We start from the raw sequence: 15,726 nt of genomic DNA, 5'->3' as shown, positions 1-15,726 counted from the left end.
ATGGCTCGTACTACACCGATCAACCGCTACCGTAACATTGGTATCGTAGCTCACGTGGATGCTGGTAAAACTACCACCACCGAGCGCGTCCTTTTTTACACCGGCAAAAGCCACAAGATGGGCGAGGTGCATGACGGCGCCGCGACCACGGACTGGATGGTGCAAGAGCAGGAGCGTGGTATTACCATTACTTCTGCTGCTATTACCGCCTTCTGGCAGGGTTCCGAGAAGCAGCACAAAGACCAATACCGCTTTAACGTCATTGACACTCCAGGTCACGTGGACTTCACAATTGAAGTTGAGCGTTCCCTGCGTGTACTCGACGGCGCGGTCGTTGTGTTCTGTGGTACTTCGGGTGTTGAGCCTCAGTCTGAAACCGTATGGCGACAAGCCAATAAATACGGCGTTCCACGTCTTGTTTATGTAAACAAGATGGACCGTGCCGGTGCTGATTTCTTGCGCGTAATTGGCCAGATCAAGCAGCGTCTTGGTCATACTCCCGTGCCGATCCAGTTGGCCATTGGTGCAGAAGACAACTTCCAGGGTCAGATTGATCTGATGTCCATGGAGGCGGTCTACTGGAATGACTCTGATAAAGGCATGGTTCCGCGTCGTGAGCCTATCCCTGCTGAACTGCAGGAGATGGCCGACGAGTGGCGTGGGAATATGGTTGAGGCTGCGGCCGAAGCTAGCGAAGAGTTGATGAACAAGTACCTTGAGGGTGAAGAGCTCACCAACGAGGAAATTAAGGCTGCTCTGCGTCAGCGTACTATCGCTGGCGAGATCGTCTTGGCTGTTTGCGGTTCTTCTTTCAAGAACAAGGGCGTTCCCTTGGTTCTCGACGCTGTTATCGATTACTTGCCTGCGCCGGTTGATATTCCTGCCATCAAGGGTACCGACCCTGATGACGAGACTATTGACTTGGAGCGTCATGCAGACGACAGCGAGCCGTTCTCGGCCTTGGCGTTCAAGATCGCTACTGACCCATTCGTGGGTACCTTGACCTTCGTCCGGGTTTACTCGGGCGTGTTGGCCTCCGGCGACGGCGTGATCAACTCGGTTAAAGGCAAAAAAGAGCGTGTGGGTCGTATGGTGCAAATGCATGCTAACGCCCGTGAAGAGATCAAGGAGGTGCGCGCTGGTGACATCGCGGCTTTGATCGGCATGAAGGACGTCACCACTGGTGAGACTTTGTGCAACGCTGACAAGCCAATCATCCTGGTTCGTATGGACTTCCCGGAGCCGGTTATCTCGGTCGCCGTCGAGCCAAAGACCAAGGATGACCAGGAAAAAATGGGCGTTGCACTGGGCAAGCTTGCTCAGGAAGACCCATCTTTCCGAGTCAAGACTGATGAAGAGACCGGTCAAACGATCATCTCTGGCATGGGCGAGTTGCACCTGGACATTCTGGTTGATCGGATGCGCCGTGAGTTCAACGTCGAAGCCAACATCGGTAAGCCTCAGGTTTCCTATCGTGAGCGCATCACGAAGAACTGCGAAATCGAAGGCAAGTTCGTTCGTCAGTCCGGCGGTCGTGGCCAGTTCGGTCACTGCTGGATCCGTTTTGCTCCTGCTGACGAAGGTCAGGAAGGTTTGCAATTCGTGAACGAAGTAGTGGGTGGTGTGGTTCCTAAGGAATACATTCCGGCTATCCAGAAAGGTATCGAAGAGCAGATGAAGAACGGTGTTGTTGCCGGTTATCCGCTCATCGGCCTCAAGGCTACCGTGTTTGATGGTTCTTACCACGACGTCGACTCGAACGAGATGGCGTTTAAGGTGGCTGCTTCCATGGCGACCAAGCAACTGGCCCAGAAGGGTGGTGGTGAGTTGCTTGAGCCGATCATGGCTGTAGAGGTTGTTACGCCTGAAGACTATATGGGTGACGTGATGGGCGACCTTAACCGTCGTCGCGGCATGATTCTGGGTATGGAAGATACGGTTTCCGGCAAGGTTATTCGCGCCGAGGTTCCGTTGGGTGAAATGTTTGGTTATGCGACCGACGTTCGTTCCATGTCCCAGGGTCGCGCAAGCTACTCTATGGAATTCAAAAAATACAATACAGCGCCGTCGCACATCGTCGAAACTGTAACCAAAAAACAAGGCTGATTCAGCGCCTTTAGGCTAGGAGTTATTTGTCGTGGCTAAAGAAAAATTTGATCGTTCCCTCCCGCACGTCAACGTTGGCACCATCGGTCACGTTGACCACGGTAAAACTACGCTGACAGCTGCTTTGACTCGCGTCTGCTCCGAAGTTTTCGGTTCTGCTGTAGTAGCTTTCGATAAAATCGACAGCGCTCCAGAAGAAAAGGCTCGTGGTATTACCATTAACACTGCGCACGTTGAATACAACTCGCTGATCCGTCACTACGCTCACGTTGACTGCCCAGGTCACGCGGACTATGTGAAGAACATGATCACCGGTGCTGCTCAAATGGACGGCGCTATCCTTGTTTGTTCGGCTGCTGATGGTCCGATGCCGCAAACCCGTGAGCACATCCTGCTGTCCCGCCAGGTTGGTGTTCCGTACATCGTTGTCTTCCTTAACAAGGCTGACATGGTTGACGACGCTGAGCTGTTGGAGCTGGTGGAGATGGAAGTGCGTGACTTGCTCAGCACTTACGACTTCCCGGGCGATGACACTCCGATCATTATCGGTTCCGCTCTGATGGCTTTGAATGGCCAAGACGACAACGAAATGGGCACCACTGCCGTTCGTAAGCTGGTCGAAACTCTGGACAGCTATATCCCAGATCCAGTCCGTGCTATCGACAAGCCGTTCCTGATGCCAATCGAAGACGTATTCTCTATCTCGGGCCGCGGTACTGTTGTAACTGGCCGGGTTGAGCGCGGTATCATCAAGATCCAGGAAGAAGTAGAAATCGTGGGTCTGCGTGACACCACGAAGACTACCTGCACGGGTGTTGAGATGTTCCGTAAGCTGCTTGACGAAGGTCGTGCAGGCGAGAACTGCGGCGTTCTGTTGCGTGGCACCAAGCGTGATGACGTCGAGCGTGGCCAGGTCTTGGTTAAGCCGGGTACCGTAAAGCCGCACACTCAGTTCGAAGCTGAAATCTATGTGCTTAGCAAAGAGGAAGGCGGTCGTCACACTCCTTTCTTCAAGGGCTATCGCCCACAGTTTTACTTCCGTACTACCGACGTAACTGGTAGCTGCGAACTGCCGGAAGGCGTAGAGATGGTTATGCCAGGTGATAACGTTAAGGTTAGCGTTACCCTGATCAAGCCTATCGCTATGGAAGACGGTCTGCGTTTCGCAATTCGTGAAGGCGGTCGTACCGTTGGCGCTGGCGTTGTAGCCAAAATCGTTGCGTAACTGACGATTTTAAGAAGAGCCCCCGCTTGCGGGGGCTTTTTTATTGGGTTGACACCCTCTTAGCTCGTCTATAGAATTGCGCCTCCTTTTAACGGGCGCATTGCGCTCGGTGGGAAGTAGCCTGGAGTCTGAAATCCAATGCAAAATCAGCAAATCCGTATCAGGTTGAAGGCTTTTGACCATCGCCTGATCGACCAATCCACCCAGGAAATCGTGGAAACCGCGAAACGTACTGGTGCTCAAGTGCGTGGTCCAATTCCACTGCCTACCCGTAAAGAGCGGTTCACCGTTCTGGTTTCTCCGCACGTCAACAAAGACGCGCGCGACCAGTATGAGATCCGTACTCACAAGCGTGTTCTGGACATCGTCCAGCCAACGGATAAAACCGTTGACGCGCTTATGAAGCTTGATCTTGCGGCCGGTGTGGAAGTGCAGATCAGCCTCGGCTAAGACTTGGGTCTTAGTCGTGTAACGCTCTGAAATGGGCGGCCATAGCGGGTGAAAGCCCCGTACACTCATGAGGTTTACAACATGACTATTGGTGTAGTCGGTCGTAAATGCGGTATGACCCGTATTTTCACCGAAGAAGGTGTCTCCATTCCGGTTACGGTCATTGAGATCGAGCCGAATCGCGTCACCCAGTTCAAAACCGAAGAAACTGATGGCTACCGCGCAGTGCAAGTCACTGTCGGTGAGCGTCGTGCTTCGCGTGTGACTGCTGCTCAGGCAGGTCACTTCGCTAAGGCGAACGTTGCCGCAGGTCGCGGTGTTTGGGAATTCCGTCTTGAAGAAGGCGACTACCAAGCTGGCGACTTGATCAATGCTGAAATCTTCGCTGCTGGTCAGATGGTCGATGTGACCGGTCAGTCCAAAGGTAAAGGTTTCCAGGGTACTATCAAGCGCCACAATTTCCGTGGACAAGATAACACTCACGGTAACTCCGTCTCCCACCGCGTCCCAGGCTCTATCGGCCAGTGCCAGACTCCTGGTCGTGTATTCAAGGGCAAAAAAATGTCCGGTCATATGGGCGCTGAGCGCGTGACCGTGCAGTCCTTGGAAGTGGTGCGCGTGGACGCTGAACGCAATCTGTTGTTGGTCAAAGGCGCTGTTCCTGGCGCTACTGGCGGCAACCTGGTTGTACGTCCAGCAGCCAAGGCTCGCGGTTAAGGGGAAGCTGACATGCAATTAAATGTAAATGACGCTCAGGCGATCGAAGTTTCCGAACTGACATTCGGCGGCGAATTCAACGAGACTCTGGTTCACCAAGCAGTCGTGGCCTATATGGCTGGCGGCCGTCAGGGTACCAAGCAGCAAAAGACCCGTTCAGACGTTTCTGGTGGCGGTAAGCGCCCGTGGCGTCAAAAGGGTACTGGCCGCGCTCGTGCCGGTACTATCCGTAGCCCAATCTGGCGTGGCGGCGGTACCACTTTTGCAGCACGTCCACAGGATCATTCTCAGAAGCTCAACAAGAAGATGTATCGCGCAGCCTTGCGCTCCATCCTTGCTGAACTGGTTCGTACTGATCGTTTGGTCGTGGTTCAGGATTTCGCTGTCGAAGCACCGAAAACCAAAGATCTTCTGAATAAGCTGAACGACATGGGTCTGACTGACGTCTTGATCGTGTCCGATGCCGTTGACCAGAATCTGTACCTGGCTGCTCGAAACCTTCCGCACGTAGATGTACGTGATGTTCAGGGTTCCGATCCAGTTAGTCTGATCGCATACGACAAAGTCTTGATTACTGTGTCGGCCGTGAAGAAATTCGAGGAGCTGCTGGGATGAACCAGGAACGCGTATTTAAAGTTCTACTTGGCCCGCACGTCTCCGAGAAGGCCACAGTTCTGGCTGACAAGAAAGGCCAGTTTGTTTTCAAGGTTGCCACTGACGCAACCAAGCTGGAAATCAAGAAGGCCGTCGAAAGCCTGTTCAGCGTGAAAGTAGAGCGTGTTACTACCCTGAATGTTCTGGGTAAGAGCAAGCGCACTGCTCGCGGTCTGGGCAAGCGTAATGACTGGAAGAAGGCAGTTATCTCCCTTCAACCGGGCCAAGATCTCGATTTCAGCAGCAGTGCTGAGTAAGGAAGGGGTGCATCATGGCAATCGTTAAATGCAAGCCGACTTCCCCTGGCCGCCGTTTCGTGGTCAAGGTGGTCAACCAGGAGCTGCATAAAGGCGCTCCTCACGCACCGCTGCTCGAGAAAAAATCGAAGACTGGTGGTCGTAACAACAATGGCCGTATTACTACCCGTCACATCGGTGGTGGTCATAAGCAGCATTATCGTATGGTCGATTTCCGTCGCAACGACAAAGATGGCATCGCTGCCACTGTTGAGCGTATCGAATACGATCCAAACCGTACTGCTCACATCGCATTGCTGCTTTATGCAGACGGCGAGCGTCGCTACATCATCGCCCCTAAGGGCGTGAGTGCTGGGGACCAGCTGATCGCAGGTGCATTGGCCCCAATCAAGCCAGGTAACGCGCTTCAACTGCGTAACATTCCAGTTGGTAGCACGATTCACGGTATTGAATTGAAGCCAGGCAAGGGTGCACAGATCGCACGTTCCGCTGGTGCTTCGGCTCAGCTGATCGCTCGTGAAGGCGTCTACGTTACTCTGCGACTTCGCTCTGGTGAGATGCGCAAAGTATTGGCCGAATGCCGTGCAACCCTTGGTGAGGTTTCGAACTCTGAGCACAGCCTGCGTTCCCTGGGTAAAGCTGGTGCAAAACGCTGGCGTGGCGTTCGCCCAACCGTTCGTGGTGTTGCCATGAACCCGGTTGACCACCCACATGGTGGTGGTGAAGGTCGTACCTCTGGTGGTCGTCATCCGGTATCGCCGTGGGGCTTCCCGACTAAGGGCGCGAAGACTCGTGGTAATAAGCGTACCGACAAAATGATTGTCCGTCGTCGCAAGTAAATAGAGGGATACGACAGTGCCACGTTCTCTGAAAAAAGGTCCTTTTATTGATCTTCACCTACTGAAGAAGATCGAAGTGGCGGCGGAAAAGAATGATCGCAAACCAGTTAAGACCTGGTCGCGTCGTTCTATGATCCTGCCACAAATGGTCGGTTTGACCATCGCAGTTCATAACGGTCGTCAACATGTCCCAGTTCTCGTGAACGAAGACATGGTCGGCCACAAACTAGGCGAGTTTGCCGGTACCCGCACATATCGTGGGCACGTGGCAGACAAGAAAGCCAAGCGTTAAGGGGTAAGGAACGATGGAAGTAGCCGCTAAGTTGTCGGGCGCTCGAATCTCCGCCCAGAAAGCCCGCTTGGTCGCCGACCAGATCCGCGGGAAGAAGGTGGGCGAAGCGCTCAACCTGTTGGCTTTCAGCAGTAAGAAAGCCGCCGAGATCCTGAAGAAAGTGCTGGAGTCGGCCGTAGCCAACGCCGAGCATAACGAAGGCGCAGACGTTGATGACCTCAAGGTCTCCACCGTTTTCGTCAACGAAGGGCGTTCGCTGAAGCGAATCATGCCACGAGCCAAAGGCCGTGCTGATCGCATCGTCAAGCGGTCTTGCCATATCACTGTCAAGGTTGCTGACAAGTAACGGAGTCAAAGAGATGGGTCAGAAAGTACATCCCATTGGCATACGCCTGGGAATCGTCAAGGAGCACACCTCCGTCTGGTACGCAGACGGTCGGACTTATGCGGACTATTTGTTCGCTGATCTGAAAGTGCGTGAGTACCTCCAAGACAAATTAAAAAGCGCGTCCGTAAGCCGGATCGATATCCATCGCCCGGCCCAAACTGCACGGATCACCATCCACACCGCTCGTCCCGGCATCGTGATCGGTAAGAAAGGTGAAGATGTTGAGAAGCTGCGTCAGGACCTGACCAAGCAAATGGGTGTGCCTGTGCACATCAATATCGAAGAGATCCGGAAGCCGGAGCTTGACGGTATGCTGGTTGCGCAGAGCGTAGCTCAGCAGCTGGAGCGTCGTGTAATGTTTCGTCGCGCGATGAAGCGCGCAGTTCAGAACGCTATGCGCATTGGTGCCAAAGGCATCAAAATCCAAGTGAGCGGTCGTCTCGGCGGTGCTGAAATCGCACGTACTGAATGGTATCGCGAAGGTCGTGTGCCACTGCACACCCTGCGTGCCGACATCGACTATGCCAACTACGAAGCTCACACCACATACGGTGTGATCGGTGTGAAGGTTTGGATCTTCAAAGGCGAAGTAATTGGTGGTCGCCAAGAAGAGCTGAAGCCGCAAGCGCCAGCGCCTCGTAAAAAAGCTGCTAAGTAAGGGGTACGCCAAATGTTGCAACCAAAGCGTACGAAGTTCCGCAAGCAGATGACTGGCCACAACCGTGGCTTGGCATTGCGCGGTAGCAAAGTCAGCTTCGGCGAATATGCGCTGAAGTCTGTTGCTCGTGGTCGTCTCACCGCTCGTCAGATCGAATCAGCGCGTCGTGCACTGACCCGTCACGTTAAGCGTGGCGGTAAGATCTGGATCCGTGTATTCCCCGACAAGCCTGTAACCAAAAAGCCTCTCGAAGTTCGGATGGGTAAAGGTAAGGGTAACGTGGAGTACTGGGTTGCCCAGATTCAGCCAGGCAAAGTCCTGTATGAAATCGAGGGTGTCTCCGAAGAGTTGGCGCGTGAGGCTTTCGCCCTGGCTGCTGCAAAGCTGCCGCTCGCCACCTCCTTTGTTAAGCGGACGGTGATGTGATGAAAGCGAATGAACTTCGTGAAAAATCAGCACAGCAGCTGAACGAGCAACTGCTCGGCCTGCTGCGCGACCAGTTCAATCTGCGTATGCAGAAAGCAACTGGCCAGTTGGGGCAGTCTCACCTGCTCTCGCAAGTTAAGCGTGACATCGCTCGCGTGAAGACTGTGCTCAACCAGCAGGCAGGTAAGTAATCATGGCTGAAGCCGAAAAAACCGTCCGTACGCTGACTGGCCGTGTCGTCAGCGATAAGATGGACAAGACCATCACCGTTTTGATTGAGCGTCGCGTCAAGCACCCTATCTACGGTAAATACGTTAAGCGTTCGACTAAGCTGCACGCGCACGACGAAGCCAATCAATGCCACATCGGGGACAAGGTCACTATTCGTGAAACTCGTCCGATGGCCAAGACTAAATCTTGGGCGCTGGTTGATGTTCTCGAACGCGCTGTGGAAGTCTAAGGGCTAGGGGTCGGAGAAATTATATGATTCAGACTCAATCCATGCTCGATGTGGCCGATAACAGCGGCGCACGCCGCGTTATGTGCATCAAGGTGCTTGGTGGCTCTCATCGTCGTTACGCTGGTATCGGTGACATCATCAAAGTGACCGTGAAGGAAGCAATTCCGCGCGGCAAGGTGAAGAAAGGTCAAGTGATGACTGCTGTTGTAGTCCGCACTCGCCATGGCGTTCGTCGTGCAGACGGCTCCATCATCCGCTTCGATGGCAACGCTGCTGTTCTTCTGAACAACAAGCAAGAGCCGATCGGCACCCGTATCTTTGGGCCAGTGACCCGTGAACTTCGTACTGAGAAGTTCATGAAGATTGTCTCGCTCGCCCCAGAAGTGCTGTAAGGAGATCCGACATGCAAAAGATTCGTCGTGACGACGAGATCATCGTGATCGCCGGCAAAGACAAAGGTAAGCGCGGTAAGGTGCTCAAGGTTCTCGTTGACGACCGTTTGGTCGTTGGTGGGATCAACTTGGTGAAGCGCCATACCAAGCCGAACCCGGCGTCGGGCGTCCAGGGCGGTATCATCGAGAAAGAAGCGCCACTGCACGCTTCGAACGTCGCCATTTTCAACGGCACGACCAACAAGGCTGATCGCGTTGGTTTTAAAGTTGAAGACGGCAAGAAAATTCGTGTCTTCAAGTCGACCCAAAAAGCGGTTGATGCTTGAACACTGCTAGGTAGAAGACCATGGCACGACTAAAAGAGATTTACCGGAAGGAAATCGCTCCGAAGCTTAAAGAAGAACTTAAGCTTGCGAACGTGATGGAAGTTCCGCGCGTCACCAAGATCACCCTTAACATGGGTCTGGGCGAAGCTATCGGCGACAAAAAAGTCATCGAGCACGCTGTTGCCGATCTGGAAAAGATTACCGGTCAGAAAGTTGTTGTGACCTATGCTCGGAAATCCATCGCTGGCTTTAAAGTCCGTGAAGGTTGGCCGATCGGCGTCAAAGTGACTCTGCGCCGCGATCGTATGTATGAATTCCTGGATCGTTTGCTGTCGATCTCCCTGCCTCGGGTTCGCGACTTCCGCGGCCTGAATGCCAAGTCCTTTGATGGACGCGGTAATTACAGCATGGGCGTGAAAGAGCAAATCATTTTCCCGGAAATTGATTACGACAAGATCGATGCTTTGCGCGGTCTGGATATTACCCTGACCACCACTGCCCGTACGGACGAAGAAGGTCGCGCATTGCTGCGTGCTTTCAAGTTCCCGTTCCGCAACTGATTGGAGTAATACCATGGCCAAGACGAGCATGAAAAACCGCGAGCTGAAGCGTCAGCTCACGGTCAAAAAGTACGCCAAAAAGCGTGCAGAGCTGAAAGCGATCATCGTTGATCTGAACGCAAGTCCAGAGGCGCGTTGGGAAGCTCAAGTTGCCCTGCAGAAGCAGCCACGTGACGCGAGCGCTGCTCGCATGCGTAACCGTTGCCGCTTGACTGGTCGTCCGCACGGCGTTTATCGCAAGTTCGGCCTCGGCCGTAACATGTTGCGTCTAGCAGCAATGCGTGGTGACGTGCCAGGTCTGGTTAAAGCCAGCTGGTAAGGCAATAGTCAGTGAGCGCACCTGCTGGTTTCAGTGAGTGCGATCAGTGATTCTGAATCAGGCCCCTTTTGGGGCTTGATTCATTTCTGGGGTGCGTCTAGAATTGCCGGCTCGCCAGAGCCCGTGTCTGAATTTTCACGGTGTTGTGTGTCGACAGTTGTAGCCGGAAGGCTAATTATTTTTGTATCAGGAGCGTCTAGCCCATGAGTATGCAGGACCCGTTAGCGGACATGCTAACTCGTATCCGTAATGCCCAGATGGCTGAAAAGCCCGTCGTAAGCATGCCATCTTCAACATTGAAGGTAGCTGTCGCCAAAGTCCTGAAGGACGAAGGTTACATTGCGGGTTATCAGATCAGCAGCGAAATCAAACCGTTGCTATCCATCGAGCTGAAGTACTTCGAAGGCCGTCCAGTCATCGAAGAAGTGAAGCGCGTTAGCCGTCCAGGCCTGCGTCAGTACAAGTCCGTCGAGGAATTGCCCAAAGTTCGTGGCGGCCTCGGTGTGTCTATCGTCTCCACCAACAAAGGTGTGATGACGGATCGTGCTGCGCGCGCTGCCGGTGTCGGCGGCGAAGTTCTTTGCACTGTGTTCTAAGGGGGGGATAAGCATGTCACGCGTAGCTAAGAACCCCGTTAAGTTGCCATCAGGCGTCGAAGTCAAACTCGTCGGCCAGCAGCTTTCGGTGAAGGGTGCCAAGGGCACTCTCGACCTGAACATTCATTCGTCCGTTGAAATTGTTGAAGAAGCTGGTGAGCTGCGTTTTGCTGCTCGCAATGGCGATCAGCAAACTCGCGCAATGGCCGGTACCACTCGTGCGTTGGTAAACAACATGGTCCAAGGCGTAAGCCAAGGCTTCGAGCGTAAGCTCCAGCTGGTCGGTGTTGGTTATAAAGCGCAAGCAAAAGGCACGGTGCTGAACCTGGCTCTTGGCTTCTCGCACCCAGTGGACTACGAATTGCCGGAAGGCATCACCGCTGAGACGCCCAACCAAACCGAGATCCTCATCCGAGGAATCGACAAGCAGTTGGTTGGTCAAGTGGCCGCAGAGATCCGCGACTTCCGCCGTCCTGAGCCGTATAAAGGCAAAGGCGTGCGTTACGCGGACGAAGTCGTCCGTCGTAAAGAAGCCAAGAAGAAGTAGGGCATAGCAAATGACCGTCAAAAAAGTTACCCGACTGCGTCGCGCTCGCAAAGCACGCCTGAAAATGCACGAACTCGAAGTCGTGCGTCTCTGCGTGTACCGCTCTTCGCAGCACATCTATGCCCAGGTCATTTCGGCCGACGGCAGCAAAGTTTTGGCGAACGCCTCGACTTTGGACAAAGAACTGCGTGATGGTGCCACTGGCAACATCGACGCCGCCACTAAGGTTGGCCAGTTGATTGCTGAGCGTGCGAAAGCCGCTGGCGTATCCCAAGTGGCCTTCGACCGTTCTGGCTTCAAGTACCACGGCCGCGTTAAGGCGCTGGCTGATGCTGCTCGTGAAGGCGGGCTGGAGTTCTAAGTTATGTCAAATAACGACCAAAAACGTGACGAAGGTTACATCGAGAAGCTGGTTCAAGTTAATCGTGTAGCTAAAACCGTCAAAGGCGGCCGTATCTTCACTTTCACTGCGTTGACCGTGGTTGGTGATGGTAAGGGCCGTGTTGGCTTCGGCCGTGGCAAGTCACGTGAAGTGCCTGCTGCGATTCAGAAGGCAATGGAAGCTGCGCGCCGTAACATGATCCAGGTTGATCTGAATGGCACTACTCTGCAGTACGCAATCAAGTCCGCTCACGGCGCTTCGAAGGTGTACATGCAGCCTGCTTCTGAAGGTACCGGCATCATCGCTGGCGGCGCTATGCGCGCAGTGCTGGAAGTTGCTGGCGTTCAGAACGTGTTGGCCAAGTGCTACGGTTCGACCAACCCGGTAAACGTGGTTCACGCTACGTTCAAGGGTTTGAAGACCATGCAGTCCCCTGAGTCCATTGCTGCCAAGCGCGGCTTGAACGTCAAGGAGATTTTCTGATCATGGCTACCGTTAAAGTCACGCTGATCAAAAGCATGACCGGCCGCATCCCGAACCATAAACTCTGCATCAAGGGTTTGGGTCTGCGTCGCATTGGTCACACTGTAGAAGTTGTTGATACTCCTGAAAATCGCGGGATGATCAACAAGGCTTACTACATGCTGCGAGTCGAGGGTTAATCGATGAAACTCAATGATCTGAGTCCTGCGCCGGGTTCCCGTCGCGAGAAGCATCGTCCGGGCCGTGGTATCGGTAGCGGTTTGGGCAAGACCGGTGGTCGTGGCCACAAAGGTCAAACCTCCCGTTCCGGTGGCACCATTGCTCCGGGTTTCGAAGGCGGCCAGCAGCCGTTGCATCGTCGTCTGCCGAAGTTTGGCTTCGTCTCCTTGAAGGCTATGGATCGTGCTGAAGTACGCACCTCCGAGCTTTCGAAGATTGAAGGCGTTGTCACTTTGCAGTCTCTGAAGGATGCCAACGTGATTAACCAAAACGTACAGCGTGTGAAAATCATGCTGTCCGGTGAAGTTACTCGCGCGGTCACCCTAAAAGGTATCGCAGCCACCAAAGGTGCGCGTGCGGCTATCGAAGCAGCTGGCGGCAAGTTCGAGGAATAAATGGCTAAGCAAGGTGCTCTCTCAGCGCTCAGCAAAGGTGGGTTGTCCGAACTCTGGGCACGGCTGCGTTTCCTGTTCCTGGCGATTATCGTCTACCGGATAGGTGCGCACATCCCAGTTCCAGGCATTAACCCGGACCGGCTGGCGGAACTGTTTCGACAGAATGAGGGGACCATTCTTAGCTTGTTCAACATGTTTTCCGGCGGTGCGCTGGAGCGGATGAGTATATTTGCATTGGGGATCATGCCGTATATCTCGGCATCGATCATCATGCAGCTTATGACCGCTGTCAGCCCACAGTTGGAGCAGTTGAAGAAGGAAGGTGAAGCTGGTCGTCGCAAGATTAGCCAGTACACCCGCTACGGCACTGTCGTCTTGGCCCTTGTTCAAGCCATTGGTATGTCCATAGGCTTGGCTGGCCAAGGCGTTGCTTTCTCTGCAGATCTAGGTTTCCACTTCGTGGCGGTTACCACCTTTGTGGCTGGTGCGCTGTTCATGATGTGGCTGGGTGAGCAGATCACTGAGCGCGGTGTTGGTAACGGTATCTCGATGTTGATTTTTTCGGGTATCGTCGCCGGTCTTCCGAGAGCGATTGGGCAGTCTTTCGAGTCTGCTCGTCAGGGTGATATCAACATTTTCGCTTTGGTCGCCATCGGTTTGTTGGCAGTAGCGATTATCGGTTTCGTGGTGTTCATTGAGCGTGGTCAGCGTCGTATTGCTGTTCACTACGCCAAGCGTCAGCAAGGCCGCAAGGTCTTTGCCGCGCAGACGAGTCACCTACCATTGAAGGTGAATATGGCTGGGGTTATCCCGGCTATTTTCGCGAGCAGCATCTTGCTGTTCCCTGCTTCGTTGGGTGCCTGGTTTGGTCAGTCTGAAGGTATGGGCTGGCTACAAGACATCTCGCAGTCGATCGCTCCTGGTCAGCCGTTGAATATTCTGCTGTTTAGTGCAGGGATTATTTTCTTCTGCTTCTTCTATACGGCCTTGATGTTCAATCCGAAAGACGTAGCGGAAAACCTGAAGAAGTCCGGTGCCTTTATTCCGGGTATCCGTCCTGGTGAGCAGTCTGCGCGCTACATTGATGGCGTGTTGACTCGTTTGACCATGTTCGGAGCTCTTTATATGACGGCCGTATGTCTGCTTCCCCAGTTCCTGGTGGTCGCAGCAAACGTACCGTTCTACCTTGGCGGGACCTCGTTGCTGATCGTGGTCGTGGTTGTGATGGACTTTATGTCGCAAGTGCAATCCTACCTCGTGTCGCACCAGTACGAATCCCTGATGAAGAAAGCCAACCTGAAGGGCTACGGCAGCGGCATGCTGCGCTGAAGTACCCATAAGGTTCGAGGAGTTGGTGATGAAAGTTCGTGCATCGGTGAAAAAGCTGTGCCGTAACTGCAAGATTATTCGCCGCGAAGGTGTTGTTCGAGTAATTTGCAGCGCGGAACCACGTCACAAGCAGCGCCAAGGCTGAGTGTGATCTGTGCTTAAGCCCAGCAGCTAGTGCGCTGCTGGGTTGATTATTTGTTATTACAGCGATATTATCTCGCGCCCTATTTCTTGGCTTCCGGGGCGTAGGTAGCTGTCAATTGGAGTCCCACTGAATGGCCCGTATTGCAGGCGTTAACATTCCAGATAACAAGCATACTGTTATCTCGTTGACCTACATCTATGGTGTTGGTCGCACCTCCGCACAGAAAATCTGTGCAACCACTGGGGTTAACCCAGCGGCGAAGATCAAAGATCTGAGCGACGAGCAGATTGAACAGCTGCGTGGCGAAGTGGCGAAGTTCACCACTGAAGGTGACCTGCGTCGCGAAATCAACATGAAAATCAAGCGCTTGATGGATTTGGGCTGCTATCGCGGTCTGCGCCATCGTCGTGGTCTTCCAGTGCGTGGTCAGCGTACCAAGACCAACGCGCGTACTCGCAAAGGTCCGCGTAAGCCGATCCGCAAGTAATCGCACCAGCGCATCGACAGGAATTTAGTCATGGCAAAACCTGCTGCTCGTCCTCGTAAAAAAGTTAAAAAGACAGTGGTTGATGGCATCGCCCACATCCACGCGTCGTTTAACAACACAATCGTCACCATCACCGACCGTCAAGGTAATGCGCTTTCTTGGGCTACCTCCGGCGGCTCGGGTTTCCGCGGTTCACGCAAGTCCACTCCGTTCGCTGCTCAGGTAGCCGCTGAACGTGCTGGTCAAGCTGCGCTGGAATACGGTCTGAAGAATCTCGACGTTAACGTCAAAGGTCCAGGCCCAGGTCGTGAGTCCGCTGTCCGTGCTTTGAACGGCTGTGGCTATAAGATCGCCAGCATCACCGACGTGACGCCAATCCCGCACAACGGGTGCCGTCCGCCGAAGAAGCGCCGCGTGTAATCCAGGAGACTGTAAGAAATGGCTCGTTACATTGGTCCAAAATGCAAACTTGCTCGTCGTGAAGGCACCGATCTCTTTTTGAAGAGCGGCGTTCGCGCTATCGAATCCAAGTGCAACATCGAAGCAGCTCCTGGTATCCACGGCCAACGCCGCGGTCGCCAGTCCGACTACGGTACTCAGCTGCGTGAAAAGCAGAAGGTCCGTCGTATCTACGGCGTTCTCGAGCGTCAGTTCAGTGGTTACTACAAAGAAGCTGCCGGCAAGAAAGGCGCTACTGGTGAGAACCTGCTGCAACTGCTCGAATGCCGCCTGGATAACGTCGTATACCGTATGGGTTTTGGCTCTACTCGTGCCGAATCTCGTCAGCTGGTATCGCACAAGTCGGTTAGCGTAAACGGCAAAACCGTTAACGTTCCGTCCTACCAAGTTCGTGCCGGTGACGTCGTGGCCATTCGTGAAAAAGCGAAGAACCAACTGCGTATCGTGCAAGCTCTCGATCTGTGTGCCCAACGTGGCCGCGTAGAATGGGTAGAAGTAGACACTGAGAAAAAATCTGGCGTGTTCAAGAACGTTCCAGCTCGCAGTGATCTGTCCGCCGACATCAACGAAAGCCTGATTGTCGAGCTCTACTCCAAGTAAGGGCTAGAAAATAGG

General features: G+C 53.8%; 28 protein-coding genes. All 28 read left to right on the top strand.

Annotation, left to right across the window (positions count from 1 at the left end):
- The 28 genes from fusA to rpsD all read left to right on the top strand — a co-directional run bounded on the left by fusA (position 1) and on the right by rpsD (position 15,711).
- Positions 1-2,106 (top strand): elongation factor G, encoded by a 2,106-nt coding sequence (gene fusA / locus ABQX22_RS25260; protein WP_349802599.1) that lies wholly within the window; start codon positions 1-3, stop codon positions 2,104-2,106.
- Positions 2,107-2,137: 31 nt separating this feature from the next.
- The gene (gene tuf, locus ABQX22_RS25255) at positions 2,138-3,331 is read left to right on the top strand and encodes an elongation factor Tu (protein WP_349802598.1); all 1,194 of its coding nucleotides are present in this window, start codon (positions 2,138-2,140) and stop codon (positions 3,329-3,331) included.
- A 138-nt stretch (positions 3,332-3,469) separates the two neighbouring features.
- Positions 3,470-3,781 (top strand): 30S ribosomal protein S10, encoded by a 312-nt coding sequence (rpsJ, locus tag ABQX22_RS25250; RefSeq protein WP_003186070.1) that lies wholly within the window; start codon positions 3,470-3,472, stop codon positions 3,779-3,781.
- Positions 3,782-3,862: 81 nt separating this feature from the next.
- A complete protein-coding gene (rplC, locus tag ABQX22_RS25245) occupies positions 3,863-4,498 on the top strand; it encodes a 50S ribosomal protein L3 (protein ID WP_268798241.1) in 636 nt (211 codons plus the stop codon).
- A 12-nt stretch (positions 4,499-4,510) separates the two neighbouring features.
- Positions 4,511-5,113, top strand: coding sequence for a 50S ribosomal protein L4 (rplD, locus tag ABQX22_RS25240; protein WP_349802597.1), 603 nt, complete (start codon positions 4,511-4,513; stop codon positions 5,111-5,113).
- Complete coding sequence (rplW, locus tag ABQX22_RS25235) at positions 5,110-5,409, top strand: 50S ribosomal protein L23 (RefSeq protein ID WP_002555488.1); 300 nt, start codon at positions 5,110-5,112, stop codon at positions 5,407-5,409. Before rplD ends, rplW begins: the two co-directional genes overlap by 4 nt.
- A gap of 14 nt (positions 5,410-5,423) precedes the next feature.
- Positions 5,424-6,248: a 50S ribosomal protein L2 gene (gene rplB / locus ABQX22_RS25230; RefSeq protein ID WP_349802596.1), complete on the top strand. Its 825-nt coding sequence runs from the start codon at positions 5,424-5,426 to the stop codon at positions 6,246-6,248.
- Between the two features lie 16 nt (positions 6,249-6,264).
- A complete protein-coding gene (rpsS, locus tag ABQX22_RS25225; protein ID WP_002555486.1) occupies positions 6,265-6,540 on the top strand; it encodes a 30S ribosomal protein S19 in 276 nt (91 codons plus the stop codon).
- A 13-nt stretch (positions 6,541-6,553) separates the two neighbouring features.
- Positions 6,554-6,886 carry a 50S ribosomal protein L22 gene (gene rplV / locus ABQX22_RS25220; protein WP_002555485.1) on the top strand — a complete coding sequence of 111 codons (333 nt, stop codon included), beginning with the start codon at positions 6,554-6,556 and terminating at the stop codon, positions 6,884-6,886.
- Between the two features lie 13 nt (positions 6,887-6,899).
- Positions 6,900-7,586, top strand: coding sequence for a 30S ribosomal protein S3 (gene rpsC, locus ABQX22_RS25215; RefSeq protein WP_003176422.1), 687 nt, complete (start codon positions 6,900-6,902; stop codon positions 7,584-7,586).
- 12 nt (positions 7,587-7,598) lie between these two features.
- Positions 7,599-8,012, top strand: coding sequence for a 50S ribosomal protein L16 (gene rplP, locus ABQX22_RS25210; protein ID WP_027898303.1), 414 nt, complete (start codon positions 7,599-7,601; stop codon positions 8,010-8,012).
- Entirely contained in the window at positions 8,012-8,203 is a 192-nt protein-coding gene (gene rpmC, locus ABQX22_RS25205) for a 50S ribosomal protein L29 (RefSeq protein ID WP_002555481.1), read from the top strand. The genes rplP and rpmC overlap by 1 nt, the downstream gene beginning before the upstream one ends.
- A gap of 2 nt (positions 8,204-8,205) precedes the next feature.
- Entirely contained in the window at positions 8,206-8,472 is a 267-nt protein-coding gene (rpsQ, locus tag ABQX22_RS25200) for a 30S ribosomal protein S17 (protein ID WP_349802595.1), read from the top strand.
- A 23-nt stretch (positions 8,473-8,495) separates the two neighbouring features.
- Positions 8,496-8,864, top strand: a complete 369-nt coding sequence (gene rplN / locus ABQX22_RS25195; RefSeq protein WP_002555479.1) for a 50S ribosomal protein L14 — start codon at positions 8,496-8,498, stop codon at positions 8,862-8,864.
- Positions 8,865-8,875: 11 nt separating this feature from the next.
- Complete coding sequence (rplX, locus tag ABQX22_RS25190; RefSeq protein ID WP_349802594.1) at positions 8,876-9,190, top strand: 50S ribosomal protein L24; 315 nt, start codon at positions 8,876-8,878, stop codon at positions 9,188-9,190.
- A gap of 20 nt (positions 9,191-9,210) precedes the next feature.
- The gene (gene rplE / locus ABQX22_RS25185) at positions 9,211-9,750 is read left to right on the top strand and encodes a 50S ribosomal protein L5 (protein WP_349802593.1); all 540 of its coding nucleotides are present in this window, start codon (positions 9,211-9,213) and stop codon (positions 9,748-9,750) included.
- Between the two features lie 13 nt (positions 9,751-9,763).
- Positions 9,764-10,069, top strand: coding sequence for a 30S ribosomal protein S14 (gene rpsN / locus ABQX22_RS25180; protein ID WP_349802592.1), 306 nt, complete (start codon positions 9,764-9,766; stop codon positions 10,067-10,069).
- 203 nt (positions 10,070-10,272) lie between these two features.
- On the top strand, positions 10,273-10,665 hold the full coding sequence (rpsH, locus tag ABQX22_RS25175; RefSeq protein ID WP_349802591.1) for a 30S ribosomal protein S8: 393 nt from the start codon (positions 10,273-10,275) through the stop codon (positions 10,663-10,665).
- Between the two features lie 13 nt (positions 10,666-10,678).
- Positions 10,679-11,212 (top strand): 50S ribosomal protein L6, encoded by a 534-nt coding sequence (gene rplF / locus ABQX22_RS25170; protein WP_349802590.1) that lies wholly within the window; start codon positions 10,679-10,681, stop codon positions 11,210-11,212.
- Between the two features lie 10 nt (positions 11,213-11,222).
- Positions 11,223-11,573, top strand: a complete 351-nt coding sequence (gene rplR / locus ABQX22_RS25165; RefSeq protein WP_037017727.1) for a 50S ribosomal protein L18 — start codon at positions 11,223-11,225, stop codon at positions 11,571-11,573.
- Positions 11,574-11,576: 3 nt separating this feature from the next.
- Entirely contained in the window at positions 11,577-12,077 is a 501-nt protein-coding gene (gene rpsE / locus ABQX22_RS25160; RefSeq protein ID WP_349802589.1) for a 30S ribosomal protein S5, read from the top strand.
- 2 nt (positions 12,078-12,079) lie between these two features.
- On the top strand, positions 12,080-12,256 hold the full coding sequence (gene rpmD / locus ABQX22_RS25155; protein WP_265388108.1) for a 50S ribosomal protein L30: 177 nt from the start codon (positions 12,080-12,082) through the stop codon (positions 12,254-12,256).
- 3 nt (positions 12,257-12,259) lie between these two features.
- Positions 12,260-12,691, top strand: a complete 432-nt coding sequence (gene rplO / locus ABQX22_RS25150; protein ID WP_349802588.1) for a 50S ribosomal protein L15 — start codon at positions 12,260-12,262, stop codon at positions 12,689-12,691.
- On the top strand, positions 12,692-14,020 hold the full coding sequence (secY, locus tag ABQX22_RS25145; RefSeq protein WP_349802587.1) for a preprotein translocase subunit SecY: 1,329 nt from the start codon (positions 12,692-12,694) through the stop codon (positions 14,018-14,020).
- A gap of 28 nt (positions 14,021-14,048) precedes the next feature.
- Complete coding sequence (rpmJ, locus tag ABQX22_RS25140; RefSeq protein WP_002555468.1) at positions 14,049-14,165, top strand: 50S ribosomal protein L36; 117 nt, start codon at positions 14,049-14,051, stop codon at positions 14,163-14,165.
- 130 nt (positions 14,166-14,295) lie between these two features.
- Complete coding sequence (gene rpsM / locus ABQX22_RS25135) at positions 14,296-14,652, top strand: 30S ribosomal protein S13 (protein ID WP_349802586.1); 357 nt, start codon at positions 14,296-14,298, stop codon at positions 14,650-14,652.
- 30 nt (positions 14,653-14,682) lie between these two features.
- Positions 14,683-15,072: a 30S ribosomal protein S11 gene (gene rpsK, locus ABQX22_RS25130; protein ID WP_002555466.1), complete on the top strand. Its 390-nt coding sequence runs from the start codon at positions 14,683-14,685 to the stop codon at positions 15,070-15,072.
- 18 nt (positions 15,073-15,090) lie between these two features.
- The gene (rpsD, locus tag ABQX22_RS25125) at positions 15,091-15,711 is read left to right on the top strand and encodes a 30S ribosomal protein S4 (protein ID WP_002555465.1); all 621 of its coding nucleotides are present in this window, start codon (positions 15,091-15,093) and stop codon (positions 15,709-15,711) included.
- Positions 15,712-15,726: the final 15 nt, after the last annotated feature.

The organism is Xanthomonas sp. WHRI 1810A, from assembly GCF_040202885.1.
In the GTDB taxonomy this organism is placed as follows: domain Bacteria; phylum Pseudomonadota; class Gammaproteobacteria; order Pseudomonadales; family Pseudomonadaceae; genus Aquipseudomonas.
This window is presented reverse-complemented; position numbering and strand designations above follow the sequence as displayed.

Coding starts and splice junctions, on each gene's coding strand:
- fusA (WP_349802599.1), top strand. CDS start 1: ATGGCTCGTACTACACCGATCAACCGCTACCGTAACATTGGTATCGTA.
- rpsJ (WP_003186070.1), top strand. CDS start 3,470: ATGCAAAATCAGCAAATCCGTATCAGGTTGAAGGCTTTTGACCATCGC.
- rplC (WP_268798241.1), top strand. CDS start 3,863: ATGACTATTGGTGTAGTCGGTCGTAAATGCGGTATGACCCGTATTTTC.
- rplD (WP_349802597.1), top strand. CDS start 4,511: ATGCAATTAAATGTAAATGACGCTCAGGCGATCGAAGTTTCCGAACTG.
- rplW (WP_002555488.1), top strand. CDS start 5,110: ATGAACCAGGAACGCGTATTTAAAGTTCTACTTGGCCCGCACGTCTCC.
- rplB (WP_349802596.1), top strand. CDS start 5,424: ATGGCAATCGTTAAATGCAAGCCGACTTCCCCTGGCCGCCGTTTCGTG.
- rplV (WP_002555485.1), top strand. CDS start 6,554: ATGGAAGTAGCCGCTAAGTTGTCGGGCGCTCGAATCTCCGCCCAGAAA.
- rpsC (WP_003176422.1), top strand. CDS start 6,900: ATGGGTCAGAAAGTACATCCCATTGGCATACGCCTGGGAATCGTCAAG.
- rplP (WP_027898303.1), top strand. CDS start 7,599: ATGTTGCAACCAAAGCGTACGAAGTTCCGCAAGCAGATGACTGGCCAC.
- rpmC (WP_002555481.1), top strand. CDS start 8,012: ATGAAAGCGAATGAACTTCGTGAAAAATCAGCACAGCAGCTGAACGAG.
- rpsQ (WP_349802595.1), top strand. CDS start 8,206: ATGGCTGAAGCCGAAAAAACCGTCCGTACGCTGACTGGCCGTGTCGTC.
- rplN (WP_002555479.1), top strand. CDS start 8,496: ATGATTCAGACTCAATCCATGCTCGATGTGGCCGATAACAGCGGCGCA.
- rplX (WP_349802594.1), top strand. CDS start 8,876: ATGCAAAAGATTCGTCGTGACGACGAGATCATCGTGATCGCCGGCAAA.
- rplE (WP_349802593.1), top strand. CDS start 9,211: ATGGCACGACTAAAAGAGATTTACCGGAAGGAAATCGCTCCGAAGCTT.
- rpsN (WP_349802592.1), top strand. CDS start 9,764: ATGGCCAAGACGAGCATGAAAAACCGCGAGCTGAAGCGTCAGCTCACG.
- rpsH (WP_349802591.1), top strand. CDS start 10,273: ATGAGTATGCAGGACCCGTTAGCGGACATGCTAACTCGTATCCGTAAT.
- rplF (WP_349802590.1), top strand. CDS start 10,679: ATGTCACGCGTAGCTAAGAACCCCGTTAAGTTGCCATCAGGCGTCGAA.
- rplR (WP_037017727.1), top strand. CDS start 11,223: ATGACCGTCAAAAAAGTTACCCGACTGCGTCGCGCTCGCAAAGCACGC.
- rpsE (WP_349802589.1), top strand. CDS start 11,577: ATGTCAAATAACGACCAAAAACGTGACGAAGGTTACATCGAGAAGCTG.
- rpmD (WP_265388108.1), top strand. CDS start 12,080: ATGGCTACCGTTAAAGTCACGCTGATCAAAAGCATGACCGGCCGCATC.
- rplO (WP_349802588.1), top strand. CDS start 12,260: ATGAAACTCAATGATCTGAGTCCTGCGCCGGGTTCCCGTCGCGAGAAG.
- secY (WP_349802587.1), top strand. CDS start 12,692: ATGGCTAAGCAAGGTGCTCTCTCAGCGCTCAGCAAAGGTGGGTTGTCC.
- rpmJ (WP_002555468.1), top strand. CDS start 14,049: ATGAAAGTTCGTGCATCGGTGAAAAAGCTGTGCCGTAACTGCAAGATT.
- rpsM (WP_349802586.1), top strand. CDS start 14,296: ATGGCCCGTATTGCAGGCGTTAACATTCCAGATAACAAGCATACTGTT.
- rpsK (WP_002555466.1), top strand. CDS start 14,683: ATGGCAAAACCTGCTGCTCGTCCTCGTAAAAAAGTTAAAAAGACAGTG.
- rpsD (WP_002555465.1), top strand. CDS start 15,091: ATGGCTCGTTACATTGGTCCAAAATGCAAACTTGCTCGTCGTGAAGGC.